Annotated in this window: 28 protein-coding genes; 15 read left to right on the top strand and 13 right to left on the bottom strand. The window is 65.1% G+C overall.

Annotated features, from left to right (window positions below; all coding sequences use genetic code 11):
• Positions 1-8: 8 nt before the first annotated feature.
• The 8 genes from H7J73_RS33020 to H7J73_RS33055 are packed head-to-tail and all read left to right on the top strand — an operon-like array spanning position 9 to position 8,855.
• The gene (locus tag H7J73_RS33020; protein ID WP_264072072.1) at positions 9-1,211 is read left to right on the top strand and encodes an MCE family protein; all 1,203 of its coding nucleotides are present in this window, start codon (positions 9-11) and stop codon (positions 1,209-1,211) included.
• Positions 1,211-2,245, top strand: coding sequence for an MCE family protein (locus tag H7J73_RS33025; protein WP_264072073.1), 1,035 nt, complete (start codon positions 1,211-1,213; stop codon positions 2,243-2,245). The genes H7J73_RS33020 and H7J73_RS33025 overlap by 1 nt, the downstream gene beginning before the upstream one ends.
• On the top strand, positions 2,235-3,296 hold the full coding sequence (locus tag H7J73_RS33030) for a virulence factor Mce family protein (protein WP_264072116.1): 1,062 nt from the start codon (positions 2,235-2,237) through the stop codon (positions 3,294-3,296). Before H7J73_RS33025 ends, H7J73_RS33030 begins: the two co-directional genes overlap by 11 nt.
• Positions 3,293-4,732, top strand: a complete 1,440-nt coding sequence (locus tag H7J73_RS33035; protein WP_264072074.1) for an MCE family protein — start codon at positions 3,293-3,295, stop codon at positions 4,730-4,732. Before H7J73_RS33030 ends, H7J73_RS33035 begins: the two co-directional genes overlap by 4 nt.
• On the top strand, positions 4,732-5,916 hold the full coding sequence (locus H7J73_RS33040; protein WP_435405624.1) for an MCE family protein: 1,185 nt from the start codon (positions 4,732-4,734) through the stop codon (positions 5,914-5,916). The genes H7J73_RS33035 and H7J73_RS33040 overlap by 1 nt, the downstream gene beginning before the upstream one ends.
• On the top strand, positions 5,916-7,631 hold the full coding sequence (locus H7J73_RS33045; RefSeq protein ID WP_264072075.1) for an MCE family protein: 1,716 nt from the start codon (positions 5,916-5,918) through the stop codon (positions 7,629-7,631). The genes H7J73_RS33040 and H7J73_RS33045 overlap by 1 nt, the downstream gene beginning before the upstream one ends.
• A gap of 13 nt (positions 7,632-7,644) precedes the next feature.
• Positions 7,645-8,361: an Rv1363c family protein gene (locus H7J73_RS33050; RefSeq protein WP_264072076.1), complete on the top strand. Its 717-nt coding sequence runs from the start codon at positions 7,645-7,647 to the stop codon at positions 8,359-8,361.
• The gene (locus H7J73_RS33055; RefSeq protein ID WP_264072077.1) at positions 8,361-8,855 is read left to right on the top strand and encodes a mammalian cell entry protein; all 495 of its coding nucleotides are present in this window, start codon (positions 8,361-8,363) and stop codon (positions 8,853-8,855) included. The genes H7J73_RS33050 and H7J73_RS33055 overlap by 1 nt, the downstream gene beginning before the upstream one ends.
• Here H7J73_RS33055 and H7J73_RS33060 read toward each other — a convergent pair.
• From H7J73_RS33060 to H7J73_RS33080, 5 genes are all read right to left on the bottom strand, one after another.
• Positions 8,842-10,338: an alpha,alpha-trehalose-phosphate synthase (UDP-forming) gene (locus H7J73_RS33060; protein WP_264072078.1), complete on the bottom strand. Its 1,497-nt coding sequence runs from the start codon at positions 10,336-10,338 to the stop codon at positions 8,842-8,844. The genes H7J73_RS33055 and H7J73_RS33060 overlap by 14 nt on opposite strands.
• Positions 10,339-10,503 (bottom strand): hypothetical protein, encoded by a 165-nt coding sequence (locus tag H7J73_RS33065; RefSeq protein WP_264072079.1) that lies wholly within the window; start codon positions 10,501-10,503, stop codon positions 10,339-10,341.
• Positions 10,504-10,608: 105 nt separating this feature from the next.
• Positions 10,609-10,989: an intersectin-EH binding protein Ibp1 gene (locus H7J73_RS33070; RefSeq protein WP_264072080.1), complete on the bottom strand. Its 381-nt coding sequence runs from the start codon at positions 10,987-10,989 to the stop codon at positions 10,609-10,611.
• 89 nt (positions 10,990-11,078) lie between these two features.
• Complete coding sequence (locus tag H7J73_RS33075; protein WP_264072081.1) at positions 11,079-11,447, bottom strand: intersectin-EH binding protein Ibp1; 369 nt, start codon at positions 11,445-11,447, stop codon at positions 11,079-11,081.
• A gap of 76 nt (positions 11,448-11,523) precedes the next feature.
• The gene (locus H7J73_RS33080) at positions 11,524-11,877 is read right to left on the bottom strand and encodes an intersectin-EH binding protein Ibp1 (RefSeq protein ID WP_264072082.1); all 354 of its coding nucleotides are present in this window, start codon (positions 11,875-11,877) and stop codon (positions 11,524-11,526) included.
• A gap of 261 nt (positions 11,878-12,138) precedes the next feature.
• On the opposite strand from H7J73_RS33080, the gene H7J73_RS33085 reads away from it, so the two are divergent.
• Together H7J73_RS33085 and H7J73_RS33090 are read left to right on the top strand one after the other, a co-directional pair.
• On the top strand, positions 12,139-13,068 hold the full coding sequence (locus H7J73_RS33085) for an enoyl-CoA hydratase (protein WP_264072083.1): 930 nt from the start codon (positions 12,139-12,141) through the stop codon (positions 13,066-13,068).
• A 92-nt stretch (positions 13,069-13,160) separates the two neighbouring features.
• A complete protein-coding gene (locus tag H7J73_RS33090) occupies positions 13,161-13,991 on the top strand; it encodes an SDR family oxidoreductase (RefSeq protein ID WP_264072084.1) in 831 nt (276 codons plus the stop codon).
• A 12-nt stretch (positions 13,992-14,003) separates the two neighbouring features.
• Here H7J73_RS33090 and H7J73_RS33095 read toward each other — a convergent pair whose 3' ends face one another.
• Complete coding sequence (locus H7J73_RS33095) at positions 14,004-14,897, bottom strand: NAD(P)-dependent oxidoreductase (RefSeq protein ID WP_264072119.1); 894 nt, start codon at positions 14,895-14,897, stop codon at positions 14,004-14,006.
• A 193-nt stretch (positions 14,898-15,090) separates the two neighbouring features.
• Here H7J73_RS33095 and H7J73_RS33100 point away from each other — a divergent pair, with 193 nt between their 5' ends.
• Complete coding sequence (locus H7J73_RS33100) at positions 15,091-15,708, top strand: M15 family metallopeptidase (RefSeq protein ID WP_264072120.1); 618 nt, start codon at positions 15,091-15,093, stop codon at positions 15,706-15,708.
• 143 nt (positions 15,709-15,851) lie between these two features.
• Here the strand turns inward: H7J73_RS33100 and H7J73_RS33105 are convergent, their stop codons facing one another.
• The 3 genes from H7J73_RS33105 to H7J73_RS33115 form a co-directional block, all read right to left on the bottom strand.
• On the bottom strand, positions 15,852-17,171 hold the full coding sequence (locus tag H7J73_RS33105) for a hypothetical protein (RefSeq protein WP_264072085.1): 1,320 nt from the start codon (positions 17,169-17,171) through the stop codon (positions 15,852-15,854).
• A 326-nt stretch (positions 17,172-17,497) separates the two neighbouring features.
• Positions 17,498-18,589 carry an NAD(P)H-dependent amine dehydrogenase family protein gene (locus H7J73_RS33110; RefSeq protein WP_264072086.1) on the bottom strand — a complete coding sequence of 364 codons (1,092 nt, stop codon included), beginning with the start codon at positions 18,587-18,589 and terminating at the stop codon, positions 17,498-17,500.
• Between the two features lie 6 nt (positions 18,590-18,595).
• On the bottom strand, positions 18,596-19,627 hold the full coding sequence (locus H7J73_RS33115; protein WP_264072087.1) for an aromatic ring-hydroxylating dioxygenase subunit alpha: 1,032 nt from the start codon (positions 19,625-19,627) through the stop codon (positions 18,596-18,598).
• A 126-nt stretch (positions 19,628-19,753) separates the two neighbouring features.
• On the opposite strand from H7J73_RS33115, the gene H7J73_RS33120 reads away from it, so the two are divergent.
• Entirely contained in the window at positions 19,754-20,377 is a 624-nt protein-coding gene (locus tag H7J73_RS33120; RefSeq protein WP_264072088.1) for a TetR/AcrR family transcriptional regulator, read from the top strand.
• 26 nt (positions 20,378-20,403) lie between these two features.
• Here the strand turns inward: H7J73_RS33120 and phoU are convergent, their stop codons facing one another.
• Both phoU and H7J73_RS33130 read right to left on the bottom strand, forming a co-directional pair.
• Positions 20,404-21,045: a phosphate signaling complex protein PhoU gene (gene phoU / locus H7J73_RS33125; protein ID WP_264072089.1), complete on the bottom strand. Its 642-nt coding sequence runs from the start codon at positions 21,043-21,045 to the stop codon at positions 20,404-20,406.
• A gap of 105 nt (positions 21,046-21,150) precedes the next feature.
• On the bottom strand, positions 21,151-21,594 hold the full coding sequence (locus H7J73_RS33130) for a cupin domain-containing protein (protein WP_264072090.1): 444 nt from the start codon (positions 21,592-21,594) through the stop codon (positions 21,151-21,153).
• A gap of 132 nt (positions 21,595-21,726) precedes the next feature.
• Between H7J73_RS33130 and H7J73_RS33135 the strand changes: the two genes are divergently transcribed.
• From H7J73_RS33135 to H7J73_RS33145, 3 genes are all read left to right on the top strand, one after another.
• On the top strand, positions 21,727-22,719 hold the full coding sequence (locus H7J73_RS33135; RefSeq protein ID WP_264072091.1) for an Acg family FMN-binding oxidoreductase: 993 nt from the start codon (positions 21,727-21,729) through the stop codon (positions 22,717-22,719).
• 34 nt (positions 22,720-22,753) lie between these two features.
• Positions 22,754-23,746, top strand: a complete 993-nt coding sequence (locus H7J73_RS33140) for a Gfo/Idh/MocA family protein (RefSeq protein WP_264072092.1) — start codon at positions 22,754-22,756, stop codon at positions 23,744-23,746.
• Between the two features lie 66 nt (positions 23,747-23,812).
• Positions 23,813-25,006, top strand: a complete 1,194-nt coding sequence (locus H7J73_RS33145; protein WP_264072093.1) for a M20 family metallopeptidase — start codon at positions 23,813-23,815, stop codon at positions 25,004-25,006.
• Here the strand turns inward: H7J73_RS33145 and H7J73_RS33150 are convergent.
• On the bottom strand, positions 25,003-26,028 hold the full coding sequence (locus H7J73_RS33150) for a cation diffusion facilitator family transporter (RefSeq protein ID WP_264072094.1): 1,026 nt from the start codon (positions 26,026-26,028) through the stop codon (positions 25,003-25,005). The genes H7J73_RS33145 and H7J73_RS33150 overlap by 4 nt on opposite strands.
• Complete coding sequence (locus H7J73_RS33155) at positions 26,025-26,426, bottom strand: ArsR/SmtB family transcription factor (protein ID WP_264072095.1); 402 nt, start codon at positions 26,424-26,426, stop codon at positions 26,025-26,027. The genes H7J73_RS33150 and H7J73_RS33155 overlap by 4 nt, the downstream gene beginning before the upstream one ends.
• Positions 26,427-26,473 lie beyond the last annotated feature (47 nt).

Genomic DNA, 26,473 nt, shown 5'->3' on the forward strand with positions numbered 1-26,473 from the left:
CGGCTGCCATGTCCGATGTCGAAGCCAAGCGCAGCCATGTCCGAGTGGCGGCCGCCATCCTGGCCGCCCTGATGGTCGCCGCGGCGGTATTCACCTACCTCGCCTACACGGCCGCCTTCACCGCCACCGATACCGTCACGGTGATGTCACCCCGCGCGGGTCTGGTGATGGAGACCGACGCCAAGGTCAAGTACCGCGGCATCCAGGTCGGCAAGGTCTCCTCGATCGACTACGCCGGTGATCAGGCGAAGTTGACCCTGTTGATCGACAGCAGCGAGCTGCCCTACATTCCGTCTAACGTGGAGGTCCGCATCGCGGGTAACACCGTGTTCGGTGCCAAGTCGGTCGAGTTCATTCCACCGAAAACCCCCGCCGCCGGGGCAATCCGGCCCGGTAGCACCGTGCAGGCGTCGTCGGTGCAGCTCGAGGTCAACACCCTGTTCCAGACGCTTACCGATGTGCTGCACAAGATCGACCCGGTGAATCTGAACGCGACCATCACCGCCCTGGGAGACGGTCTGCGGGGCAACGGCGACAATTTCGGTGCCACCATGGCCGGGCTGAATACCTATCTGGCACAGCTCAATCCAAAGCTGCCCACCGTGCAGTCCGACTTCCAGAAGACTGCGACCGTCACCAACATCTATGCCGATGCCGCCCCCGATCTGGTGACCGTGCTCAAGAATGTTCCTGCCCTGAGTAAGACGGTCGTCGACGAGCAGGACAATCTCAACGCGACCCTGTTGGCCGCCACGGGCCTGGCCAACAATGGCTACGAAACTCTGGCTCCGGCCGCCGACGACTACATCGCCGCGATCCAGCGGGCCAGGGCGCCCACTAAGCTCCTCGGTGATTACTCTCCGGAATTCGGTTGCCTGCTCAAAGGTTTGGTGACCGCCAACGACAAGTTCGGGCCCATCATCGGTGGCACCAGGCCTGGTCTGTTCGTCTCCTCCAGCTTCATCCCCGGTGCACCCGCCTACACGTATCCGGAAAGCCTTCCGGTGGTGAACGCCTCCGGAGGCCCGAACTGCCGCGGGCTGCCCGACATGCCGAGCAAGCAGCTCGGTGGCTCCTGGTACCGGGCACCGTTCCTGGTCACCGACAACGCGAACATTCCCTACCAGCCGAACACCGAGCTGCAGTTCGACGCGCCGTCGACCCTGCAGTTCCTGTTCAACGGTGCGTACGCCGAGCGGGACGATTTCTGATGAACCACAACAGAAACCTGATCAACGTCAGCATCTTCACCGTGGTGATGCTGTTGGTCGCCGCTGGGCTGGTGGTCGTCTTCGGTGAGTTCCGCTTCTCCTCGAGCAACACCTACCACGCCAACTTCACCACGGCTTCGCGGCTGAAATCCGGTCAGGACGTGCGCATCGCCGGTGTGCCCGTCGGCTCGGTGAAAGAGATCAAACTCGCGCCGGACAACACCGTCGACGTCACGTTCGACGTGAACAAGCGCTACCAGCTGTACAGCTCGACCCGCGCGCTAATCCGGTACGAGAACCTGGTCGGGGACCGGTTCATGGAGATCGCCTCCGGACCCGGCGATCTGCGCAAGCTGCCCCCCGGCGCCACCATCAACAAAGACCACACCCAGCCCGCGCTCGATCTCGACGCACTGCTCGGCGGGCTCAAGCCGGTACTCAAAGGCCTCGACGGCAACAAGATCAACGAAGTGAGCAACGCGGTGATCGAGCTGTTGCAGGGCCAAGGCGGGGCGGTCAACGAGCTGTTGTCCAGCACCAGCTCGTTCACCAGCGATCTGGCTGCGCGTGACCAGCTCATCGGTGACGTCATCAACAACCTCAATACGGTGCTCGGAACGGTCGACGACAAGGGCGCGCAGTTCAACGCCAGCGTCGACCAGCTCCAGCAGCTGATCACCGGACTGGCCCAGGGCAGGGACCCGATCGCCGGCGCGATCGGACCCCTTGCCTCCGCCTCGACCGACCTGACGGACATGTTGGCGCGCAGCCGCCGTCCGTTGCAGGGTGTGCTGGAAAACCTGCATCCGCTCGCCTCCGCCCTCGACGCGCGCAAGGCCGAGGTCAACGACGTCATCGAACCGTTGGCCGAAAACTATCTGCGCCTCAACGCATTGGGTGCCTACGGCTCGTTCTTCAACATCTACTACTGCTCGATCCGGATGAAGATCAACGGTCCGGCCGGCAGCGACATTCTGATCCCGTTCGGCGGACCGCCGGACCCGTCTAAGGGGAGGTGCGCTCCTGCCAAGTAGTCCCGACGGGCACAACCCCGTCCGTACCGGTATCTTCGGCATCGTCCTGGTGGCATGCCTGGTTCTCGTCTCGTTCGGCTACAGCAAGCTGCCGTTCTTTCCGCAGGGCAAGGTCTACAACGCGTTCTTCACCGATGCCGGCGGCATCACCCCCGGCAACGATGTCAACGTGTCCGGCATCAAGGTCGGGCAGGTGCAGTCCGTCGCGTTGGCAGGCGCTGCAGCCAAAGTCACGTTCACCGTCGATCGCACCCTGCGGGTCGGCGATCAGTCGCTCGTAGCGATCAAGACCGATACCGTGCTCGGCCAGAAGTCTCTTGACATCACCCCCCAAGGCGGCGGCACGTCGACGACAATCCCGTTGGGTCGCACCACAACTCCTTACAGCTTGAACACAGCGCTGCAGGATCTGGGTGGCAACGCTGCCGCGCTGGACAAGCCCAAATTCGAGTTGGCGTTGAACACCTTGACCGACACGCTGCGCGACGCGACACCGCAACTGCGCGGCGCACTCGATGGGCTGACCTCGCTCTCGCGCAGCATCAATGCCCGCGACGAGGCATTGGGGCAATTGCTCGATCACGCGCAGTCGGTGACGAAGACGCTGGGCGACCGGGCCAAGCAGGTCAACCAGCTCGTCGTCGACGGAAATCAGCTGTTCGCTGCGCTCGACGAGCGCAGGCAGGCGCTGAGCTCACTGATCTCTGGCATCGACGAAGTCTCCCAGCAGATTTCGGGCTTTGTCGCCGACAACCGCAAGGAATTCGGACCGACGCTGACGAAGCTGAACCTGGTGCTCGACAATCTGAACGAGCGGCGCGACCACATCAGCCAAGCGCTGCACCGACTCCCGGCCTACGCCACCGCACTCGGTGAGGTGGTGGGCTCCGCACCTGGCTTCCAGATCAACCTGTACGGACTTCCGCCGGCCACGCTGTCCGAGGTGCTTTTCGATTCCTATTTCCAGCCGGGCAAACTGCCGGACAGCCTCGCCGATTATCTGCGCGGCTTCATCGGTGAGCGCCTCATTATCAGGCCGAAGTCGCCGTGACCGCGCTCAGGCGGAATCGTGGATTCCTCATCGCCCTCGTCACGGCACTGGTCGTGGCGTTGGCGGTCGGGGCGTTCGTGCTGTGGCCAGGCCGCGGTACACACAAGGTCATCGGTCTGTTCACCACCGCCATCGGCCTGTATCCCGGTGACGACGTCCGGGTGGTCGGCGTTCCGGTGGGCAAGATCGACTCGATCGAGCCCAGGGCGAACGACGTCAAGATCACCATGTCGATCAACGACGACGTCAAGCTCCCAGCCGATGCCAAGGCAATTCTGATCGCGCCCAACCTGGTGTCGGCCCGCTTCATTCAGTTCACCCCCGCCTTCGATGCCGGCGGCCCCAACGGCGGAGGCAAGGTCCTCGCCGACGGTGCCACGATCGGATTGGACCGCACCGGTGTGCCGGTGGAGTGGGACGAGGTCAAGGAGCAGCTGACTCAGCTTTCTGCACAGCTGGGCCCGCAGGCGGGCGGGCTGCAGGGGCCGCTGAGCGCGTTCGTCGACCAGGCCGCGACCACTTTCGACGGCAACGGCGACTCGTTCCGCAACGCGCTGCGCGAGCTGTCGCAGACCGCGGGCCGGCTCGGCGACTCGCGAACCGATCTTTTCGGGACGATCAAGAACCTCCAGATCCTCGTCGACGCGCTGTCGCAGAGCAATGAGCAGATCGTGCAGTTCGCCGGCCACGTCGCCTCGGTTTCGCAGGTGCTGGCCGACAGTTCCAACGGGCTGGACAACACGTTGGGCACGTTGAACCAGGCGCTCAAGGACGTCCGCGGATTCCTCGGCGACAACAACGACGCGCTGATCGGCACGGTGAACAAGCTCACCGCTTTCACCAAGATCCTGTCCGACCAACACGACGATCTCGAGCAGGTTCTGCACATCACGCCGAACGGCCTGGCCAACTTCTACAACATCTACAACCCGGCCCAGGGCACGGTGGCCGGCGTCCTGTCGCTGCCGAACTTCGGCAATCCGGTCCAGTTCATCTGTGGTGGTGTGTTCGATATCGGCACCAATCCGGACAATTACAAGCGCGCGGAGCTCTGCCGCGAGCGAATGGGACCGGTGCTGCGCAGGATCGCGATGAACTACCCGCCGATCCTGTTCCACCCGATCAACAGCATCACCGCATACAAGGGCCAGATCATCTACGACACCCCTGCCACCGAGGCCAAGTCGCAGACACCGTTGCCGTATCTGCAATGGAATCCCGCGCCCGGTGTGACGCCCCCGGTGATCCCGCCAGGTGCCACCCTCGGCGATATGGTGCTGCCGCCGCCTGCCGTCGTGGGTCAGGTCTCGCCTGGGCCCCCATACATCGTGGGCAGCGGGCCTCTGCCCGGACCGGCTCCTGACCCGGCAGCGCCGGCGGCGGCTCCTGATCCCGCGCCGGATGCGCAGCCTCCAGCGCCGGGCGGTGGTGGCTGATGGCACGCCAGATGGTTCTGCCGATCTTTCGGCTGGGGCGCCGGCTGGTGGCACTGGGATCTGGTGCCACCCTGCTGGCGGGGTGTTCGTTCGGTGGGCTGAACTCGCTCGATATGCCCGGCACATTGGGGCATGGCGCGGGTTCGTTCACCATCACCGTGGAACTTCCCGACGTCGCGACTCTGCCGCAGAACTCGCCGGTGATGGTCGACGACGTCACCGTGGGCAGCGTGTCGGGGATCGACGCGGTCCAGCGGGCGGACGGGACCTTCTTCGCGGCGGTCAAGTTGTCGCTGGATTCGAATGTCCATTTGCCGGCCAACGCCACCGCCAAGGTCGCCCAGACATCGCTGCTGGGCTCGCAGCACGTCGAGCTGTCGCCACCGGTGAACACACCGCCTCAGGGCACGTTGGCCGAAGGTGCGAACATCCCGGAGGCACAGACCGGTCGATACCCCACCACCGAAGAGGTACTCGCCTCCCTCGGAGTGGTGGTCAACAAAGGCAATCTCGGTGCGCTGCAAGACATCACCGATGAGGCCTACGCCGCTGTCGCCAACCGGGCGGGAACATTTGCCGGCCTGTTACCGAGACTCGCCGAACTCACCAGCTCGCTCGATCAACAGACCGCTGACATCATCGCCGCTGCGGAAGGGCTGAACCGGTTTGCCGGCATTCTGGCTCAGAACAAGGACAGCCTGGGCCGGGCGCTGGACACGTTGCCCGACGCGCTGAAGGTGCTCAACAAGAACCGGACGACCATCGTCGACGCGTTCGGGGCGTTGCGTAACTTCAGCACCGTCGCCGCCCGGATCCTGTCCGAGACCAAAACGGATTTCGCCGCCGACATCAAGTCCCTCTATCCCGTCATCAAGGCGCTGGCCGACAACTCGGACTATTTGATCTCCGCGCTGCCCCTGATCCCGACATTTCCCTTCTCGAATCACAACATCAAACAGGCGGTGCGCGGTGACTATCTCAACGTCTTCGTCACCTTCGATCTCACCGTCCGTCGGCTGGGCGAAACGGTATTCACCACCTCGCCGCTCGACCCGAACATGAAGCACATGAGCGAAATCCTCAACGCGCCAGACTTTGTCATCGGAGCACAGGCGAACTTGTCGGGCCAGGCCGCCGACCCGTTCAAGATCCCGCCAGGAACCGCACCGGAGGGACCGCCCTGATGCTTGATCGTCTCTCGCGGATCCAGCTCACGATCTTCTCGATCGTCACCTTGCTCACGGTCACCGCCATCGCCGTGTTCTATCTGCATCTCCCTGCTGCGGTCGGCCTCGGCTCCTACAAGGTGAACGCCAATTTCGTGGCGGGTGGCGGTCTCTACGAGAACGCCAACGTGACCTACCGGGGCGTGACGATCGGCCGGGTCGAATCGGTCGGTCTTACCGACGACGGCGTCGTCGCCAACATGCGGCTCAACAGCAACACCCCGGTGCCCGACAATGTCACCGCCACCGTGAAGAGCGTGTCCGCGGTCGGTGAGCAGTACATCGATCTGGTGCCGCCGGCCAAGGCGTCGACGGGGATGCTGCGCAACGGTTCGACGATCGACCGGGACAACACCGCGATCGGTCAGGACATCGCCGGCATGCTGAAACAGGCGGATGCACTGGTCAGCAGCATCGGGAACAGCCGGCTCCAAGACCTGTTGAAGGAAACCTTCAAGGCGTTCAACGGATCCGGCCCGGAACTTGCGCGACTGATCCAGTCGTCGCGGCTGCTGGTGGACGAGGCGAACAGCAACTACGGCCAGACCACGGCGCTGATCGATCAGGCGGGCCCTTTCCTGGATGCGCAGGTGCGCAGCGGCGACGACATCAAATCGCTGGCGGACGGCCTCGCCCGGTTCACCTCCCATGTGCAGCAGGCCGACCCGCAGCTTCGTGACCTGCTGGCCACCGCGCCGAGTGCGGCCGATGCGGCGAACACCGCGTTCACCGGGATCCGCCCGGACTTTCCGATGCTGGCGGCAAATCTCGCCAATCTGGGCCGCATCGGTGTCATCTACAACAAGTCGATCGAGCAGGCGCTGGTCATTTTCCCCGCGCTGATCGCGGCGCTCATCACGGTGGCGGGTGGGGTGCCCGCAGACGAGGGCGGCAAGCAGGACTTCAAGATCGACCTGGGTGATCCGCCACCGTGTGTGACCGGCTTCCTTCCGCCGTCGACAATCCGGTCACCGGCCGACGAGACACTGCGTGAGCTGCCACCTGACCTCTACTGCAAGGTGGCGCAGAACGATCCGAGCGTTGTCCGCGGCGCGCGTAACTACCCGTGCCAGGAGTTCCCCGGTAAGCGCGCGCCCACGGTTCAGCTGTGCCGCGACCCGGTCGGTTACGTGCCGATCGGCACCAATCCGTGGCGGGGCCCGCCGATCCCTTATGGGACGCCGATGGGTACGCAGGAAGACAACCACTACGAGCCTGATAGTCGTAATATCCTGCCGCCCAACAAGTTCCCGTTCATTCCGCCGGGTGCGGATTACGATCCGGGCCCGCCGGTGCAGCTCCCGCCGGGAGTGCCTTCGGGTCCTGGGCCGGCACCCAACGCACCATTCCCGTTGCCGGTTCCGCCGAGTGACAATGGTCCACCGCCTCCGTGGCCGTTCTTCGCGCCGCAGGATCAGATCGTGCCGCCGTACGCGCAGCCTGGCCCGCCGCCACCCCCGGTGGCTCCGCAGGATTCCCCGCCACCGCCTGATGCGCCGCTGCCCGCTGAGGCGCCGCAGCCCCAGGCCAGCGGCCCGGCGTACGCTTCCTACGATCAGAACGGGACGTTTATCGACCCGGCGGGCGGCACGGGTGTCTTCACCCCAGGCAATGCTAAACAGTTACCCGCCGAGAATTGGGTGGATCTGATGCTTGATCCGAGGCCGATGTAATGGCGGAATCGTAATGGCGGAATCTCCACCTGCTGCAACTGCCGCACAGTCCGACGAGACGGCAAAGCAGCGTCGTCGGCGTGCGTCGCGGGCGGCGGGCCCGGCAACCGCGACCACGGACGCCACGGCAACCGCGGTCACCGCACGGGTCGAGTTGCCGGCCGACACCACACCGCGCTCCCTCAAGCCGGCAGCTCCGCCGCCGCGTCGGCAGCCCAATCGACGGCTTTTCGGTTGGCTCGCTGCGGCGTCCGGATTCGTGGTCGCCGCAGTGCTCGCGGCATCGGTCTTCGTACTGGTCGCCCAGCAGCGCAACGGGGACGCGGTGCTGGCCCGCGACCAACGCTTCGTCGACACGGCGTCTCAGACGGTGCTGAACATGTTCAGCTACACCCAGGACAACATCGATCAGAGCGTGAACCAGTTCGTCGACGGCACCAGCGGCCCGCTGCGCGACACGCTGAGCCAGGGCAACAATGTCGACAACCTCAAGGCGATGTTCCGTGATACCCATGCCAGTTCGGAGGCAGTGATCAACGGCGCGGCTCTGGAGGGCTTGGACGACACCAGGGACAATGCTTCTGTGCTGGTGGCGGTGCGGGTGACCGTGACCGATCTCGACGGAGTCAACAAGCCGTCGCAGGCCTACCGGCTGCGGGTGGTCGTGCATGAAGACGACAACGGGCGGATGACCGGTTACGACTTGAAATACCCCGACGGAGGCAACTGATGCGTCGCCTCACCGGCTGGCTGGCTCGCGTCGCTGCCGCCCTCGTGGTCGTGGGAATCGTTGCCCTGGCCGGGATCAGCGGGTCACTGTACTGGAACCGGGTCGAGATGCGGGCCGACCAGGCCACCCGCGCCCAGCTGGCGCCGCTGGCCGCCGCTCAGATTCCCAAGGTGTTCGGGTATGACTACCAGACGGTGGAGCGCAGCCTCACCGACGCGTACACCCTGCTCACCCCGGCGTATCGCCGTGAGTTCGAGGACCGGGCCACCAAGGACATCATCCCGCAGGCCCGGGAGCGCCAAGTTGTCACCCAGGCCAATGTGGTCGGGGTGGGAGTGCTTGAGGCGCAGCGCAATTCGGGATCAGTCATGGTGTACATGAATCGCACCATCACCGACAAGTCCAAACAGCCGGCCTATGACGGCAGCCGGCTGCGCGTCGACTACGAAAAGGTCGACGGGAAGTGGCTGATCAACTACATCACTCCGATATAGTCTCGGTCTTGCCCGCCAGCGCATCGAGGAACGACCTGGCCCACCTGTCGACATCGTGTGCCAGCACCTGGCGTCGCAACGCTCGCATCCGGCGACGGCCATCCTCGGGATCCTGGTTCAGCGCTTCCTCGATACCGTCCTTGACACCCTCGAGATCGTGCGGGTTGACCAGGTAGGACTGTCGCAATTCTGCTGCCGCACCGGTGAATTCGCTGAGCACCAGTGCGCCACCGAGGTCACTGCGGCACGCGACGTACTCCTTGGCCACCAGGTTCATGCCGTCGCGCAGCGGCGTCACCAGCATGACGTCAGCGGCGACGAAGAACGCGATCAGATCATCGCGGGGGATCGGCCGGTGTAGGTACTGCACGACGGGGTGGCCGACCTCGCCGTACTCACCGTTGATGTGCCCGACCTCGCGTTCGATCTCGTCGCGCAGCACCCGGTAGCTCTCCACGCGTTCGCGGCTCGGGGTGGCCAGCTGCACCAGCACGGTGTCCTCACGCTTGACGCGGCCCTCGGCGAGCAATTCCGAAAACGCCTTCAGTCGAACGTCGATGCCTTTGGTGTAATCGAGCCGGTCGACGCCGAGAAGGATTTTCCGGGCACCACCGAGTTCGGTCCTGATCTCGCGGGCGCGACGACGGATGTTTCGGTTGCGAGCTTTCTGATCCAGCTCGGCGGAGTCGATCGAGATCGGGAATGCGCCCACCTTGATGGTGCGGAAGCCGAACTGCACCTCACCGAGCCGGGAGCGGACTCCGATCGTGGCGCGGGAGGTGTTGGCGCCGAGCAACCGCCGGGCCAGGACGAGAAAGTTCTGGGCGCCACCGGGCAGATGGAAACCAACCAGGTCGGCCCCCAGGAGGCCTTCGATGATCTCGGTGCGCCACGGCATCTGCATGAACAGCTCGACGGGCGGAAACGGGATGTGCAGGAAAAAGCCGATGGTGAGATCGGGACGCAGCATGCGCAGCATCTTGGGCACGAGCTGTAGCTGGTAGTCCTGTACCCACACCGTTGCGCCCTCGGCGGCCGCACGGGAGGTCGCATCGGCGAATCGGCGGTTGACCTCCACATACCGGTCCCACCATTCGCGTTGGTAGATCGGTTTGACGATGACGTCGTGGTACAGCGGCCACAGCGTGGCGTTCGAGAAGCCCTCGTAGTACTCGGCGACATCGGTAGACGACAGCCGGACCGGGTACATCCGCAGATCCTCGTCGAGGATCGGCTCGCCACCGCCGGGGACGTCGCCGTCGTCGTCTTCAGCGACGCCGGGCCACCCGATCCACGCGCCATGACGGCGACGCAACAGCGGTTCCAGGGCCGTGACCAGCCCACCCGGGCTGCGCTTCCACGTTGTGGTGCCGTCCGGGTGCCGCTCCATGTCGATCGGCAACCGGTTCGCGACGACTACGAAGTCGGACTCCCCGAACTCGGTTACCGCGGAGGGGGTGAGTGCGTCCTCCTCCGGGGCCACCTACGCCTCTTGCTTTGCCGGTCCGATGCCGAGCATCGACAGGAATACCCGGCACTCGTCGGCGTCGGTCGCATAGGCGGCGACGACGCGCCTGGCCTGGCGTGCAGTGCTGTCAGCAAGGGGCTCGACATCGCCGAGTTCGGCAGGATCAGATTTAGCAGGCATCACACAACTGTAGGTGACAGGACACCGGGGCGTTGACGTCCGGTGGAACGAAAGCAGCTGGGCGGCGCCGAGACGAACCCGGAGCCGCCCAGCTGTGTGGAGCCTTTACGGGCTTGAGGACAGCGTGGAATGCGGTACCACGTCGGGGACTGCGTCCTGCTCAAGTCCGTAGCACGCGGCCGAACTGCGCCCGCCATTGCAGGGGATACCGTCGACCTCGGGAATGCTCTCCGGATCTCCTGGCGTCGATTCGGTGAGCTGACCCGAATCGACAGGCGTGGGAGAGTTTCCACCGGGCACCGTCGGAGACAACTCGGGAATGCAGTTGTCGGTGTACAGATCTTCGGTTTCGCCTGCAGCGCAACTGGCGACGGCCGGTGCCGACGACGAAGGCGAGGCCAACGCCGCGTAGCCGGGGGCCGCCGCTACCGCGAGCGCGAACGCCCCGCAGAGCAGTAGTCGTCTTGGACCAGAAAGAGTGGACATCGGCGCGCTTTCTCTCGTGCGGATCAGGGGCACTCTAGTGCGGTTCACCCGCGGTCGCCGCACAACACTCGCTGGTGGGTCCGAGAGAATTACGGGCTGGAGGAAATACTCGAATGTGGTGTGACGTCGGGGACGTCGGCCTGGTTCTCTTCGAGGCCGAGAATGGTGCCGGAGTTGCCGCCGGTGACCGGAACTCCCGCCACCTCAGGAAGAGTGCCGCCGGGCACCGCGGTTGCATAGTTGCCACCCGGAACGTTGGGCGCCATCTCCGGCGTGCAGTTGTCGGTGTACAGATCCTCGGTCTCGCCTGCGGGGCATGCCGCCACATGTGTTGCGATACCTGCGGAAGGCATCACGGCGAAGGCGACAGCGGGGGCAGCTGCCACGGCCACCGCGAATCCGCCGGCCAGCAGGAGCTGCCGGGCCCGACCCTCAAAAGGGGCCATCAAGTTTGTCATGTCTAGCTTTCTGTCGGAGCTACCACAAGAACCTTAGTAGCAAACCCTGAAATTCGCCTGCAAAGGCTGGGAAGATCTAGGGGCTCGACGACAGCGATGACTGCGGAGCGACATACGGGCTCTGTTCTTGGGATAGGCCGATGCACTTTCCGGTGTCGTGTCCGGTGCACGGGATACCCGCGAGCTCAGGGACGCTGTTCGAATCGCCGGGAGTCGAATAGCTCACGCCGCCAGGCTGATTCGGTGACATCTCCGGTGTGCAGATGTCGGTGTAGAGGTCTTCGGTCTCACCGCTGGGGCAGGCCGCGACGGGTGTGGACGGGCCTGCTGTAGGTGTCGAGAACAGGGCAGCCGCCGGCGCAGCTGCGATCGTGACGGCGAATCCGCCTGCCAGGAGGAGGCGTCGTGCAGGGCTGGAGAGGGCCGCCATCGGCATGTTCCGTCACGCTTTCTGTCAGTTTGCTGTCAATTTGATGTAAGCGCATTGTAGGGACGAGGCGTCAATTTCGCACTTGTCCCCCTGAGTGCCGAGATTTCGCGCCCGGGTAGTCGTTGCCGTGCGCCCGCTCTGCTGTGCACCCCGACACCGCCCCGCGGTCGGATGGCTGATCGTCAGTCGTAATGTGCAGGCCAAGCCGTATGGACAACAGTAGGCAGTTCCAGAGAAGACCCCAGAAAGACAGGTGGCGTGATGGCCAGGCCCGATCCTGCCGGCGACAACACGGTCGACGGTGCCGAGTTCGTGACCTACGAGGAGCTCGACGAAGGCCGGATCGCCCGCATCTGGCTCAACCGGCCGGCTGAGCACAACGCGCAGAACCGCACGCTGCTCGTTCAGTTGGACAACGCGTTCCGCAGGGCCGAGGCCGACGATGTGGTGCGGGTGGTCATCCTCGCCGCCCGCGGAAAGAACTTCTCCTCCGGCCATGACCTGGGTTCGGACGCGGCCATGCAGGAGCGCACGCCAGGGCCCACTCTGCATCCGAGCTTCACCGTCGACGGCGGCACCCGCGCCCCCATCATCGAGAAGCTGTATCTGCAGGAGTGGCACTACTTCTTCGAGAACACGGTGCGCTGGCGCGACCTGCGCAAGATCACCATCGCCCAGGTGCAGGGCAATGCGATCTCCGCCGGGTTGATGCTGATCTGGGCATGTGACCTCATCGTGGCTGCCGACAACGCGAAGTTCAGCGACGTGGTCGCGGCCAGGCTGGGCATGCCAGGAGTCGAGTACTTCGCACACCCGTGGGAGTTCGGGCCGCGCAAGGCCAAAGAGCTGTTGCTGACCGGGGACGCGCTCGACGCCGACGAGGCCTACCGGTTGGGGATGGTGTCCAAGGTGTTCCCGGTTGACGAATTGGAAGACAAGACACTGGAATTCGCCCGCCGGATCGCCAGCACGGCCACCATGGCGTCGCTGCTCATCAAGGATTCCGTCAACGCGGCCTCCGACGCGATGGGCTTCGCCGAGGCGTTGCGGCATGCGTTTCACATCCACGAGCTCGGCCACGCGCATTGGGCTGCTCACAACGAGAACCGGTTCCCGGTCGGACAGCCGCCGGACGTTCAGGACTGGCGCACTGCGGGTAAGACGCAGATCGCCCGCCGCGACACCCCCTGAGAACCGGGGCGCGCCACGGAGCAGGTGACCTCGCATGGTTCCATTGCTAGAACCTGTTCCAGTTTGCGCACTACATCTTCTGAGGGGTTGGCATGCAGCTGTCTGTCGAGGGTCGGACATACCTGGTCACCGGTGGTGGCAGCGGGATCGGTAAGGGAATCGCGGCGGCCCTGGTGGCGTCCGGGGCCAATGTCATGATCATCGGCCGCAGCGCCGACAAGCTCGCCGCCGCCGTCGAGGAGATCAACGCTGCCGGGGGGCCCGGAACGATCCTGTTCGAACCTGCCGACGTCACGAACGAGGACGAGGTGACCAGGGCCGTGGAGGCCACCACCGCCTGGCACGGTCGACTGCACGGCGTGGTGCACAGCGCGGGCGGCAGCCACACCATCGGGCCCGTCACGCAGATCGACTCCGAGTTGTGGCGCAGCACCGTCGACCTCAACATCAACGGCACGATGTACGTGCTCAAGCACTCCGCCCGGGAGATGGTCCGCGGCGGTGGTGGATCGTTCGTCGGGATATCGTCGATCGCGGCGAGCAACACCCACCGCTGGTTCGGCGCCTACGGGGTGACCAAGGCGGGTATCGACCATCTGATGCAACTCGCCGCGGACGAGCTCGGCGCCTCGCGGATCAGGGTGAACAGCATCCGGCCCGGCCTGACGCGCACGGAACTGCTTGGCCCCGTGATCGATTCACCCGAGATCAGTGGTGACTACCGCATCAATACGCCGCTGGAGCGGATCGGCGAGGTGGACGACATCGCCAACGCCGCGATCTTCCTGCTCAGCGATGCCGCCGACTGGATCACCGGTCAGCTGATCAACGTCGACGGCGGTCAGATGCTCCGGCGCGGCCCGGACTTCTCGGCCATGCTCGAACCTGTCTTCGGCGCGGCCGGGCTGCGCGGCGTCGTCTAGGCCGAGGCAAATTCAGCCCTGTATCCCGGCGTCCCGGTCGGAGATCGTCGCCAGTGCCGACCAGTCGAGTTCGCTGCCGCCGGAGGCCAGTAGCGCCAGGAAGCGGTCGCGAAGCAGGCTGGCGACCGGCAGTGGGACCTCGAGACCGTCACCGGCTTCGAGAACCAGTCGGATGTCTTTGAGGCCGAGCCGGGCGGCGAACCCCGCCGGCTCGAACGCGCCGTTGGCGATCAGCCTGCCGTAGGTCGAATAGACGGGCGCCCCGAACAGCGTCGAAGTCAGGATGTCCAGGTACTGGTGTTTGTCCACCCCACCCTTGTGTACCAACGCCATTGCCTCGCCGAGGGATTCGATGACAGAGCCGATCATGAAGTTCCCGCTGAGCTTGACCAGGTTGGCCGCCTCGGGATGATCGGACACCGTGAAGGTCTGCTGGCCGATCGCGTCGAAGAGTGGGGCGACGCGTTCGAGGGTGCTGCCGGCCCCCGCAGCCACGACGAACAATTTCGCGGCCGCGGCTGCTTCCGGTCGGCCGAAGACCGGAGCCGAGACGAACAGCTGACCCGCATCGGCGTGCGCCCTGGCCAGCTGCTTGGCCAGGGCAACGCTGATCGTGCTCGACGAGATGTGCACAGCGCCGGGCGCCAGGGAGTCCACGATTCCGCCGGCGAGGTCCACATCGCCGAATGCCACGTGCTGCACCGCGGCATCGTCGGCCAACATGGTGAACACCACGTCACCGGTGCAGGCGGCAGCGACCGTGTCGGCCGCGGCCGCACCCAGAGCGACCAGCGCGTCGACCTTGGGACGCGATCGGTTGTACACCGTCACCTCATGGCCGGCTTTGAGCAGGTTGGCGGCCATCCCCGCGCCCATGTTTCCGAGTCCGATGAATCCGATTCTCACCCTGTCCACGCACTCCATCTTTACGCCGGCTTCTTAAGAGCGAATCTCGGCCGGTATGAAGGACGGATGACGTTCTCGACGGCGCTGCTGCGGGTGGGCAACGACACCGGTATCGAAGTGCAGCAGAAGAGCCAGGTCAGTGCGGTGCTCGGCAGCTGACATGCATCGCTATGTGGTCGCCGGACTCGCCGGCATGTGGGCAATCGTCGGGGCGAACGGGGTTGGTGCCGCTGCGCCGGACGCCCCGGTGCCGCCCGTCTCGGCGGCAGCGAGTGCTGCCGGTTTCGTCGACGTACTGTCCGTGGTGCCCGACGCGGTCATCGACTTGCGGTATGCCACGGCGGACAACTTCGTCGGGGTCCCGCTGTATCCCGCCGATGCGCGTTGTCTGGTGCACGAATCCCTGGCGCCGGGGCTGGCTACCGCCGCAGCGACTCTGCGGGCAACCGGGGAGCGATTGCAGTTCTGGGACTGCTACCGGCCCCACGACGTGCAGGTGCGGATGTTCGACGCGGTGCCGAATCCGGCCTGGGTGGCCAAGCCGGGGCCGTACTCGCGCAGCCACGAATCGGGCCGGTCGGTGGACGTGACCATCGCCGGGGCCGACATGGGCACTGGTTTCGATGACTTCACGCCGCGCGCAACGGCATTCGCCACCGACGGGGTCAGCGCTGCCGCGCAGGCCAACCGGGCCAGGCTCCGGACCGCGATGAACGCCGGCGGGCTGACGGTCTATTCCGGCGAGTGGTGGCACTTCGACGGACCCGGCGCCGGGGTGCAGCGGCCGATCAGCGACGTGCCGGTGAACTAGGGCGGCTGGTAGACGGGGTACGAGTCAACCGCCGCCCGCACAAAGCGCCCGGCAAGGTTATCCCTGCCGAGCGCTGCGCGAGATCTACTGTCTACCAACCGATGAGCAGTGCCGTAGCGACTCCTGAAGGTCGCCGTTCAGGGCTATCGGCCAGCTTTGACGGATGAAGATTTACCCGTCGTCCGAGCCGCCTGAGCCGAGCCGTCCGAGTTGCCGGCGTTGGCACTGGCGCTTCGTGAGGGCGTCGCGTGGTCGACTGCCGATGGGGTCTCGGTCTGTGTCCCCGGTTGCGTCGGCTTGGCTTTCGCCGAGCTGCCACTGGTCGCACGGCCGTTTACCTCACCCGGTACGGCCTTGTTGCCGTCCTTGGCGTCGATGCCCGGGTCCGGGGCCGCGTCCTTATCGACCTCGCCCGCTGGGGTCTTGTCGACGACGGTTTCCTGGGCGGCCTGCTCGACCACGGTGGGTACCTCGGTGAGGGTGACGCCGCCCTCGGCGTTGACCACGTTCGACACCGGGTGCACCTCGGTTTGCGGTGTCTCTATCACCGTGCCGGTCGGTGCATCGAGGGTGATCGTCGCTGCGGTCGCGTCAGGAACGGCGGAAACGTCGGCGGCGGCCGTCTGCGCGGCTAGACGCGCGGTTGCCGGTGGCGCCAGCGCCGCCGCGATCGCCTGGGGGATCGCCACGAGCAGCGCTCCGATCAGGCCGGCGCCTGGGGCATAGGGAAGGAAGGTGAGAAGGCCCGGGTAGTTGTCCGGGTCTCCATTGAGGAACGCGCCGGTGACGGCGGCGGGAGTGTTGATGATGGCACTGAGCGCGCCCAGCGGATCGCCGGTACCGAGCGCGTCGGCCACGGCTTGGCCCTGCTGCCCGAGCGCCGCGACGACGCTCATGACCGGACTCAGTACGCCGGACAGGAGCGGAAGCACGGTACTGACACTGGTGAGCGCGGTGACGACCCTGGCAATGGAGTCCACGATCTGGCTGGGGATCGCCAGTGCGTCGAAGAGAGGGAAGCCGATCAGCAGTACCGAAACGATGAGGTTGTTGACCTCCTGGGCCGCGTCGATGACGTTGCCCTGTGCGAGATTCGCGGCCACAGCCTGAAGCGCCGCCGGGAGGGTCTCGGTCGCCCAGCTGGCGGCAGCTCCACCGGCACCGGTGAGGCCGGTGACGAGCGTTCCGCCGTAGCCGACCCAGTTGGTGATCAGTTGTCGCAGGGCCGGGGCGGGATCGGACGCGACCGCCGTGCCGATCCCCGCGACGTTGGTGAGCGCGTTTTCGACGACGTTCAGCCACGGTGTGATGGGATCTACCGTCGCCGAGAGGCCGACCTGAGCCGAGTAGATGGCCGGGATCTGAACCTGTGGCGGTGACATCGAGATCGGTGAGGCGATGAGGGCGGTCGCCCCGACCATCGCGACCCCGGCGGTGAGATACGAGCGAACAGCTACCTGCATTCCAGTCCCTAACCTCAGTTGACTCTGTCGGGTTGGCCGAAAACTGCCCTGAGAGGTCAGTGCGCGATGCGGATCTCTCACAGGAACTTCACGGTCAACGAGGAGCAGGTTAGCGGGATAACTAGAACGTGTTCCTGTTTACCCAATGGTAACTTCAGATTCTCTTGCGTTCTCAAATAACTTTGACGAGCGTTGCCGCCTTCAGTAGGCACGATGAGCGTCCACAACGTGGCCATGAAGGGACGAAGGTCGCTCCAGTCGCCTCGGCTGCATCGTCAGCCCTGTCCGGTCCGCTTCGCCTCGAAATGCCGTCCCGGTGTGCTCGGCTAGAGCTTGAACCGTCCGGCGAATCCCCGCAGCGGCAGATCGGCACTCGTCAGTAGTCCCGGTGGCGCGGCCACCACCGAGGTGATGGCGTTGAGTGCGGGCATCCCGGTGACCGTCATACCGATCGAGGCGAAGTTGTCGGGGTTGGACAGATCGACACCGGGTTTCGGGAAGATCATGTGCTTGTTGTAGATATTGGGATCGCCCTTGATCGCAGTGATATAGCAGCCCTTGATATCCCAGCTGGGATCGGTGTGGGGGGTCATCTGCCATTCGAGGTGTGTCTCCACCCTCGGCACGCCGTCGACCATGCCCTGGTACTTGAGGTAGTTGCCACCCAGCGATCCCTTGGGCAGGGTGTACCAGCCCAGGTCGACATCCTTGGTGCAGGCGCCGAGCTCGTGGCTGAACTTCACCTCGTCGAGTTCGAGCCCGAAACAGTCGGCCATCATCAGCACGCTATCGGCGAACACCCGGGTGTACTTCTCCAGCTTGCCGGGGGTGCTCGGATCATCAACGGGCAGTCCGTAACCCACCTCGATCCAGGTGTCCTTGCTGTGGTGGCATGACACGTCGACGGATTCGAGCGTGGTGATGTTCTCGATCTCGGCGACATCGGCCGAGCACACCACGCCGAGGATCTGGTTCACGCCGGGGTTCATTCCCGTGCCGTAGAAGGTCGAGCCGCCCCTCTCGCATGCCTCGGCCAGCAGCTGGGTGACCGGCTTGCCGGAGGGGTGGGGGTGATTCCTGTCGCGATGCCAGCCGGTGATCCAGTCGGCTGTCGTGACGATATTGATTCCGGCCTCAAGGACTTTCACGTACAGGTCCTCGTCGGGGAAGACCCCGTGAAACGTCAGCACATCGGGCTTGGCGGCGATGATCTCGTCGATCGATCCGGTGGCGATCACTCCGTTGGGTGCCAGCCCGGCGATCTCACCGGCATCCCGACCGATCTTTTCCGCTGTGTAGCAATGCAATCCGATCAGTTCGAGATCAGGTTGCTCGGCGATCCGTTTGATCATCTCGGTACCGACGTTGCCGGTCGCGACCTGGAACACCCGGACCGGGCGCTGTGCAGTTGACTTCATCGAAGATCAGCCCTTCTCATTGAGTGACGCGACGCGCAGATCCGCGGCACTGCCGCCGCGGCCGTCGGGGTAGAACTGCATGGCCCATTTCCGGATCGCGGTGAAACCCTCGAATTCCGATGACGACAACGCTGGCGGATCCGAATAGCGTTGGTGTGACCAGATATAGATGTCCTGCCTGAACTGGCGGATGACCTCTTGGCCGAACTCTTGGGCCTTCAGCTCGGCTCTTGGGGTGTCCTTGCCCGGGGTGCGGCCGATGTAGACGGTGAAGCGCACATCCGAGGTGTGGTCGTCGACCGGGGTGACGGCCGAGATGGTCCGGTTGTCGATCATCCCGGAACTCTTGGTGACCGCGATGCCCAGCCCGCCGTTGATCGCTTCCACGCCGCTGCGCACATCGTCTATCGACTGGTTCTCGTCGCCTTCGAAAGTGATGGTGAAGTCGACGTAGGACACGGGTGCGGCGAAGTCGTGTCGGGTGAACACCGGGACTATCGGGGTTTTGTGCACGAACTTGAAGTGAGCGAAATCCACCCCGTTCTCCAGAACGTACTGCGGGTGCAACTCCAGGTTCGGCTCGTAGATGCTGGCTCTGGGGTAATAGTCGGCGGCGCTGCTGCCATCGGCGAAGCTGGCGAATACGTCGGGCGGGTCGAAGAACGGTTCCCGGCGCTCGGTGTCATGCCAGATGTACACCGCGTCGTTGTGCTCGGCGACCGGATAGGTGCGCATCCGCCGCCCCCGGTTGGGGCGACTCTCGTACGGGATGCAGACGTTGTGGCCTTCGTGATTCCACTGCCAGCCGTGGAAGGCGCACTCGATGACCTCGCCTTCGACGTGACCGCCGAAACCCAGGTGGGCGCCGAGGTGTTCGCAGTACGCATCCATCACGGTCAGCCGGCCGGATCGCGCCCGCCAAGCCACCATCTCCTGGCCGAAGTACTTCATGTGGTGGACGTCGCCGACGGCGATCTCACTGCACCAAGCGACCTGAAACCAGCCGGTCGGCGTCATCGACAGCGGCGGTTTCGCCATCGCGGGTGTCCTCTCCGAAGTGTTGCACCTGCGTCGGTTGGAGAATAGTAGAGCCTTCTGTGAAACTACACCAGAGGGTGCAACGGAAAACTCCGAAGCCGGCCGACGGCCACTACTGTCAGTGCGATGAGCCAACCGGGAACCGTGCAGCGGCGTCCCAACCGGCGTGGCCACGCGACCCGGGAGAACATGCTTGAGGCGGCGCTGCGGGCGCTGGCCACCGGGGACCCGGGATCGGTCTCGGCCAACCGCATCGCGCGGGATATCGGTGCCACGTGGGGTGCGGTGAAGTACCAGTTCGGTGACGTCGACGGATTCTGGGCGGCCGTCCTGCACCGGACCGCGGAGCGTCGTGGTGACGTGCCTGCGTTGACCGACTCCACGGCGCCGTTGCGTGAACGCGTCGCACAGATCATCGACATCCTCTACGACGGGCTGACCGCCACCGATTCCAAAGCCATCGAGAACCTGCGAATGGCGCTGCCCCGTGAGAAGTTCGAACTGGAACGGCTCTATCCGCTGACCGCGGCCGAGCTCTCGTCGTGGGGGCAGGGCTGGATCGCGTCGTGCCAGACCGCGTTCGCCGCCATCGACGTCGATCCCGAACGGATCCGCGAAGTCGCGACGTTCATTCCCGGAGCAATGCGGGGGATCGTCTCGGAGCGGCAACTCGGCGCGCTCTACGACCTCGATCTGGCCCGGCGCGGACTCACCAACGCGATCGTCGCTTACCTCGAAGGCTCGCGCTGACGGCGCCCCCTGGCGTGGCAGCCGGGTTAAGCGACGCTTCCGGTGGCCTGGTAGATGACGCGCCGGGCCAGTTCGACGGCATGGTCGGCAAAGCGTTCGTAGTAGCGGCTGAGTAGCGCGACGTCGACGCCGGCCGCGACGCCGTGGCGCCACTCCTGGTCCTTGAGAACCGTGAACAGGTGACTGTGCAACTCGTCGATCGCGTCGTCGTCATGACGGATCTGGGCGGCTTTACGCGGATCGCGGGAGACAACCACATCGCGTGCGCTGTTGCCGAGGTCGACAGCGATCCGGCCCATCTCGGTGAAGTAGGGGGCGACGTCGTCGGGCACTGCGCAGCGCGGATGCCTGCGCCGCGCGATGGTGGCGACGTGCAGGGCGAGCGCGGCCATTCGATCGACGTCGGCGGCGTTCTTCATCGAGCTGACCACCGTACGCAGGTCACCCGCGACAGGTGCCTGCCGCGCGAGTAGAACCAGAGCCCGCTCTTCGGTGGCGACGCCCATCTCGACGATCGCCTCGTGATCGGTGATCACCTCTTCGGCGAGGGTCAGATCGGGGCCGAGCAAGGCCCGCGTCGCGCGCTCCATCGACACCCCGGCGAGCCCGCACATATCGCCCACTTGGGCGAGCAAGGCCGAGAGTTCGTTCTGATACGCCGTGCGCATGACACCAAAGTATGACCTGACCGGCGCAAATGACCTGCTTAGGATGGTTAACAGATGATGAAACGCTGGCGAAAGGTCGGCCGCAGCCGAGATCGCAGAGCCGGCCTACTGGCCGGTGAGCGACGGGAGGTTCACGACGATGGCCTCCTGCGTGCTGCGGGCGATGACGACGACAGCCTCCTGCTGCGGATCGTTGTTCTCCTCGCGGTGTGGCGTGTAGGGCGGGACGAACACGTAGTCGCCCGGGGCGGCCTGGATACGGGATTCCTGTCCGGTGTTCTCGTCGATGAAGACGAACTCCGGGTTGCCGCTGACCACATAGATCGCGGTCTCCGCCTCGCCGTGATGGTGGTCGCCGGACGCTGTCGACGGGCTGACGTGGGTCTGGCCCATCCATAGTTTCTCGGAGCCGACGCTGCTGTTGCTGATCGCCTCGAAACGCTGCATACCCGAGGTCTGGGCGGTGTCGCCGTCGACGTCGTCGCCGCAGATGTGGCGCACGTTGGGATGGGAGCGCGGTAGATCGGGATGGAAACCCTCGGTACTCACAGCGACGACGATAGTCCGGCCGGCCGGGGCTAAAAAGGTCCCAGGAACTGAGGACTTCGGGCTCTGTCCTGGCCACGGTGCCCTCCGCCACGATGACACTGACGAACAGTTCGGCTAACCGAGGGCAGTTCCATGAATCCACATTTCCCGACCGAGGAGACCGTCCGCGCGTCGTTGTCGCTGGCGTCGCGTGCGCCGTCGGTGCACAACTCCCAGCCATGGCGATGGCGCGTCGGCGACGAGAGCCTGCACTTGTACGCCGTCCGCGACTTGCAGTTGCGCCGTACTGATCCCGACGGCCGCGACCTGATGTTGAGTTGCGGGACGGCGTTGAACCACTGCGTGCTCGCTCTGGCCGCCCTCGGCTGGCAATCGAAGATCCATCGCTTCCCCAACCCGGCGGATCCCGATCACCTGGCGTCGGTCTCGCTTCGGCCGTCACGACCGACCGAAACCGATATCGCATTGGCCGCGGCCATTCCGCGGCGGCGCACCGACCGGCGGCTGTACAGCAGCTGGCCGGTACCGCGTGGCGATATCGCGTTGATGGGTGCCCGCGCCGCCCGCGCGGGGACGCTGCTGCGTCAGATCGAGGCGACGGAGTCGCTCAACGCGGTGGTCGCGAGATCCGTCCGAGAGCATGCGACCGATGACGCCTACACCCGTGAGCTGGCCGAATGGAGTGGCCGGTATGCGTCGACAGCCGGCGTGCCTGCCCGGAATACGCCACCGTCGGACCCCGCCGCCACCCCGCCCGGTCGGTTGTTCGCCGGCACGGCCCTGGCCCAGCCTCCCGATGTGGCAGCGGGAACCGACCGTGGCGTCCTGGTGGCGCTGGGTACCGCGGCGGACCACGACATCGACCGGTTGCGGGCCGGTGAAGCCACCAGCACCGTCCTGCTGACCGCGACCGCGCTGGGGTTGGCCAGCTGCCCGATCACCGAGCCGCTGGAAATCGCGCAGACCCGCAAAGACCTGGCCGTGGACGTTTTCGGGGCGACCGCATTTCCGCAGATGCTGCTGCGCATCGGTTGGGCTTCGCTCAACGCCGACCCGCTGCCGGCGACCCCGCGCCGTCCGCTGGCGGAAACCGTTGAATGGCTGCACGGTTCGAGGTCTTTCTAGGGTCGCGGCCAGGCTCTTCGGATAGATTGCGCGGATGGCACGACCACCGATTCGGATCGGCATACTCGGCGCTGCCCGCATCGCGCCGTCGGCGCTGATCGCCCCGGCAGCGGGTAACCGCGAGGTACAGGTGGTTGCGGTGGCCGCGCGCGACGTCGCACGGGCGCAGACCTTCGCCACCAGACATGGCATCGCTCGAGTGCACCCCAGCTATGGCGCGCTGATCGACGCCCCCGACATCGATGCCGTGTACAACCCGCTGCCGAACAGCCTGCATGGCCGGTGGACCCGCGCGGCGCTGGCGGCGGGAAAGCATGTGCTGTGCGAAAAGCCGTTTACCGCCAACGCCGAGGAAGCCCGTGAGATCGCGGAACTGGCAGCCGGCTCGGATCGGGTCGTCATGGAGGCGTTCCATTATCGCTACCACCCGTTGGCGTTACGCGTCGAGGACATCGTCGCCTCGGGGGAGCTGGGCACACTGACCCATGTCGAGTCGGCCATGTGCTTTCCCTTGCCGAAGTTCTCCGATATCCGCTATGACTACGGACTGGGCGGCGGGGCGTTGATGGACGCTGGCTGCTATGCGGTGCACATGGCCCGTATCTTCGGTGGCGCAACTCCGGAAGTCGTTTCGGCGCAAGCGAAATTACGCGATCCGCAGATAGACCGGGCCATCACGGCTCAGCTGCGATTCCCTGCCGGGCACACCGGTCGGGTGCGCGCCTCGATGTGGTCATCGCATGTCCTGCAGATCAGCGCACGGGTGATCGGTGACCGTGGTGAGCTGCGCGTGCTGAACCCGGTCATGCCGTCGCTATTCCATCGGCTGACTGTTCGGACTGCCGAAAGTAAACGCGTGGAACGGCTTTCGAAGCGGCCATCCTATGCCTATCAGCTGGATGCGTTCGCCGGTGCCGTGCTGCGCGGCGAACCGGTCAAGACCTCGCCGCAGGACTCGGTACAGAACATGACCGTCATCGACGCGATCTATCGCGCTGCCGGCCTGCCCCTGCGTGAGCCAAGCTGATCGAACAGCTACGGTTTGGCCAAACGTACCCAGCAGGCCGAGCGCTGACATGCAACGATGCGGGACGTGTTGATCGATGCTGTGCTGCAGGACGCTTTGGCGCAAGTGCAACCCGCTGTCGTCGACTTGCTTCAGGAGTTGGTCCGGTGCCGTTCACTCGGCGCCGACGCGCCGGGAACCGCAGAGGCGCTCGACGTCCTGACCCGTTACCTGCAACGGGCGGGGATAGATGTCGGCGTCAGCAGATCCGCTGGGGGAGTGCCCACGCTGCGGGCGCGCATCCAGGGCGCGCGACCGGGCGCCAACATTCTGTTGCAGGGGCATATCGACGTCGTGCCGGTAGATGTCGGCTGGCGGCGCGATCCGTTTGCGGCCGTCATCGAGGACGGCGAACTGCATGGCCGTGGTGCGTGTGACATGAAGGCAGGCCTGGCCTGTTTCGCCGGGGTGATGGCGGCACTACGTGCCGCGAACGCACTCGATCAGGGCAGCGTCACACTGCTGGTGGACGTAGACGAGGAGACGGGCAGTGACCGCGGGCTGATCCCGTACATCGCCGAGCACGGGCTCGCCGACTACGACTGGGCGATCTGCGCCGAACCTACCGGTCTGCGGCCTTATCTCGGCAACCGAGGGCTGCTGTGGATTCGGGTCACAGTCGACGGGGTGGCCTCGCATGCCGGCATACCGTCAGCGGGCCGCAATCCGATCCCGGTGGCCGCTGAGGTCATCCGATGTCTGCCGCAGGACCCCGGTCCAGCCGGTCCGTACGGCATTCCGGCATCGGCGTTGACGGTAACGACGCTCACCGCCGGCACTGTGGTGAATTCGATTGCCGACAAAGCCGTCCTGACAATCGATCGGCGCCTGGTGCCGGGCGAATCGCCGGCTGAGGTCTTCGGCGACATCGACCGCGCTGTCCGGGCGGTGGCCGAACGACACAGCGATTTCGGGATTTCCACCGAGGTGACCAAGACCTGGCCGCCATGCCTCGTCGACGAGACGAGTCCGTTGGCGCAGGCAGCCCGGAGCGCGACTGAGATGATTTCGGGCGCGACCACTTTCGGATTCGACGAGGCGTGTAATGATGCCTCGTTCCTCAGTGCGGGCGGTGTGCCGACGGTGATCTGGGGTCCCGGCGACCCCGATCTGGCGCACACGTCACAGGAAAAGGTCGTCGTGGCTGATGTGTCGCGCGCGATGCAGATGTACGTACTGGCGATTGCGCAGCTCAAAAGTGTTCGTCAGCAACGTATCTAATGTGAGTGCGCCGGGTGCTCCGCCGGATAGGCGTGAATCAGTGCGCTGGAGAGTCTCGGGACGGCGTGGATGAGGTCATCTTCTGCCTCGTGGGCGATGGTATGTGCCTGCGACAGCGTCAGATCGGGATCGACATCGAGTTCGGCGTCGGCGTGCAGCCGGTGTCCGATCCAGCGCATCCGAAGGCTGCGCACCGCGCGAACCCCGGGACGGCGGGCCAGTGCTGCTTCCGCGGCGTCGACGAACTCGGGATCGACGCCGTCGAGCAGGCGGCGGAACACGTCGCGAACGGCCGTACGCAGGACCGCCAGGATGGCGACAGTGATGATCAGGCCGATGATCGGGTCGGCCAGCGGGAACCCGAGAGCGACACCACCGGCAGCGAACAGGACTGCCAGAGAGGTGAATCCGTCAGTTCGAGCGTGCAGCCCATCGGCGATCAGGGCGGCGGAGCCGATCCGACGGCCCACCCGGATACGGTACAGCGCAACCCATTCATTACCGATGAACCCGAGTAGGCCGGCCGTAGCCACCCAGCCGGTCTGTTCGATCGGCTGTGGATGGATGAGCCGTATCGTGGCCTCGTATCCAGTGATGATCGCCGACAAGGCCATCGTGGCGACGACGAAGACACCGGCCAGGTCCTCGACGCGGCCAAATCCATAGGTGTAGCGGCGGGTTGCCACTTTGGTGCCCAGCGCGAACGCTATCCACAGCGGTACGGCGGTCAGCGCGTCGGAGAAGTTGTGAATAGTGTCCGCTGCCAACGCAACTGACCCCGATATCATGACGATGACGATCTGCGCGACCGCGGTCATCCCGAGTATCAGCAGGCTGATCTTGACGGCGCGAATCCCGGCTGCGCTCGACTCAAGGGCATTGTCGATGCTGTCCGCGGAATCATGCGAATGGGGAGCGAAGATTTCCCTGAGCACCCTGAGCGGGCCCCCCGGGTGTGCGTGGCCGTGTCCGGCATGGTGGTGATGGCCGTGTGGATGGGTGTGGTTGTGGTGGGCAGTCATCGCTGGCTCGCCTTTCGGGACGGGCTCGTCGAATCGACGGTCCGGATGCCGCCGTCCTTGCGGTGGTGGGAGGGCACTCCAGGCCCGGCATGTTCGGCGTTGAACACCGCGTCGCTCACCAGTTGACGAACATGCTCGTTTTCCAGGCTGTAGAAGATGGTGGTGCCGGACCGGCGGGTGCGCACCAGTCGGGCCATCCGCAGCTTGGCCAGATGCTGCGAGACCGACGGTGCGGGTTTGTCGACGCGTTCGGCCAGTTCGTTGACGGAGTACTCGCCGCCGGTCAGCGCCCACAGCACCTGAATGCGGGTCGGGTCGGCGAGCATTCGGAACACTTCGACGATGAGGTTGGCCTGGTCGTCGTCGAGGCGCTCAATCGAATGACTATCTGCATTCATAAGCAGACAATAGCCCACGGCGCGATGTGCGGCGTGGGACAGAGACG

The organism is Mycolicibacterium komossense (assembly GCF_025822605.1).
GTDB classification, from domain to species: domain Bacteria; phylum Actinomycetota; class Actinomycetes; order Mycobacteriales; family Mycobacteriaceae; genus Mycobacterium; species Mycobacterium komossense.

What these genes read in the sequence shown, in the direction of transcription:
- phoU (WP_264072089.1), bottom strand. Translation starts at nt 21,045, where the DNA reads ATGCGCACGGCGTATCAGAACGAACTCTCGGCCTTGCTCGCCCAAGTG.
- H7J73_RS33150 (WP_264072094.1), bottom strand. Translation starts at nt 26,028, where the DNA reads ATGACTGCCCACCACAACCACACCCATCCACACGGCCATCACCACCAT.
- H7J73_RS33120 (WP_264072088.1), top strand. Translation starts at nt 19,754, where the DNA reads ATGAGCCAACCGGGAACCGTGCAGCGGCGTCCCAACCGGCGTGGCCAC.
- H7J73_RS33070 (WP_264072080.1), bottom strand. Translation starts at nt 10,989, where the DNA reads ATGTCCACTCTTTCTGGTCCAAGACGACTACTGCTCTGCGGGGCGTTC.
- H7J73_RS33115 (WP_264072087.1), bottom strand. Translation starts at nt 19,627, where the DNA reads ATGGCGAAACCGCCGCTGTCGATGACGCCGACCGGCTGGTTTCAGGTC.
- H7J73_RS33075 (WP_264072081.1), bottom strand. Translation starts at nt 11,447, where the DNA reads ATGACAAACTTGATGGCCCCTTTTGAGGGTCGGGCCCGGCAGCTCCTG.
- H7J73_RS33140 (WP_264072092.1), top strand. Translation starts at nt 22,754, where the DNA reads ATGGCACGACCACCGATTCGGATCGGCATACTCGGCGCTGCCCGCATC.
- H7J73_RS33135 (WP_264072091.1), top strand. Translation starts at nt 21,727, where the DNA reads ATGAATCCACATTTCCCGACCGAGGAGACCGTCCGCGCGTCGTTGTCG.
- H7J73_RS33065 (WP_264072079.1), bottom strand. Translation starts at nt 10,503, where the DNA reads ATGCCTGCTAAATCTGATCCTGCCGAACTCGGCGATGTCGAGCCCCTT.
- H7J73_RS33045 (WP_264072075.1), top strand. Translation starts at nt 5,916, where the DNA reads ATGCTTGATCGTCTCTCGCGGATCCAGCTCACGATCTTCTCGATCGTC.
- H7J73_RS33090 (WP_264072084.1), top strand. Translation starts at nt 13,161, where the DNA reads ATGCAGCTGTCTGTCGAGGGTCGGACATACCTGGTCACCGGTGGTGGC.
- H7J73_RS33105 (WP_264072085.1), bottom strand. Translation starts at nt 17,171, where the DNA reads ATGCAGGTAGCTGTTCGCTCGTATCTCACCGCCGGGGTCGCGATGGTC.
- H7J73_RS33040 (WP_435405624.1), top strand. Translation starts at nt 4,732, where the DNA reads ATGGCACGCCAGATGGTTCTGCCGATCTTTCGGCTGGGGCGCCGGCTG.
- H7J73_RS33155 (WP_264072095.1), bottom strand. Translation starts at nt 26,426, where the DNA reads ATGAATGCAGATAGTCATTCGATTGAGCGCCTCGACGACGACCAGGCC.
- H7J73_RS33020 (WP_264072072.1), top strand. Translation starts at nt 9, where the DNA reads ATGTCCGATGTCGAAGCCAAGCGCAGCCATGTCCGAGTGGCGGCCGCC.
- H7J73_RS33025 (WP_264072073.1), top strand. Translation starts at nt 1,211, where the DNA reads ATGAACCACAACAGAAACCTGATCAACGTCAGCATCTTCACCGTGGTG.
- H7J73_RS33080 (WP_264072082.1), bottom strand. Translation starts at nt 11,877, where the DNA reads ATGGCGGCCCTCTCCAGCCCTGCACGACGCCTCCTCCTGGCAGGCGGA.
- H7J73_RS33050 (WP_264072076.1), top strand. Translation starts at nt 7,645, where the DNA reads ATGGCGGAATCTCCACCTGCTGCAACTGCCGCACAGTCCGACGAGACG.
- H7J73_RS33085 (WP_264072083.1), top strand. Translation starts at nt 12,139, where the DNA reads ATGGCCAGGCCCGATCCTGCCGGCGACAACACGGTCGACGGTGCCGAG.
- H7J73_RS33100 (WP_264072120.1), top strand. Translation starts at nt 15,091, where the DNA reads ATGTGGGCAATCGTCGGGGCGAACGGGGTTGGTGCCGCTGCGCCGGAC.
- H7J73_RS33055 (WP_264072077.1), top strand. Translation starts at nt 8,361, where the DNA reads ATGCGTCGCCTCACCGGCTGGCTGGCTCGCGTCGCTGCCGCCCTCGTG.
- H7J73_RS33110 (WP_264072086.1), bottom strand. Translation starts at nt 18,589, where the DNA reads ATGAAGTCAACTGCACAGCGCCCGGTCCGGGTGTTCCAGGTCGCGACC.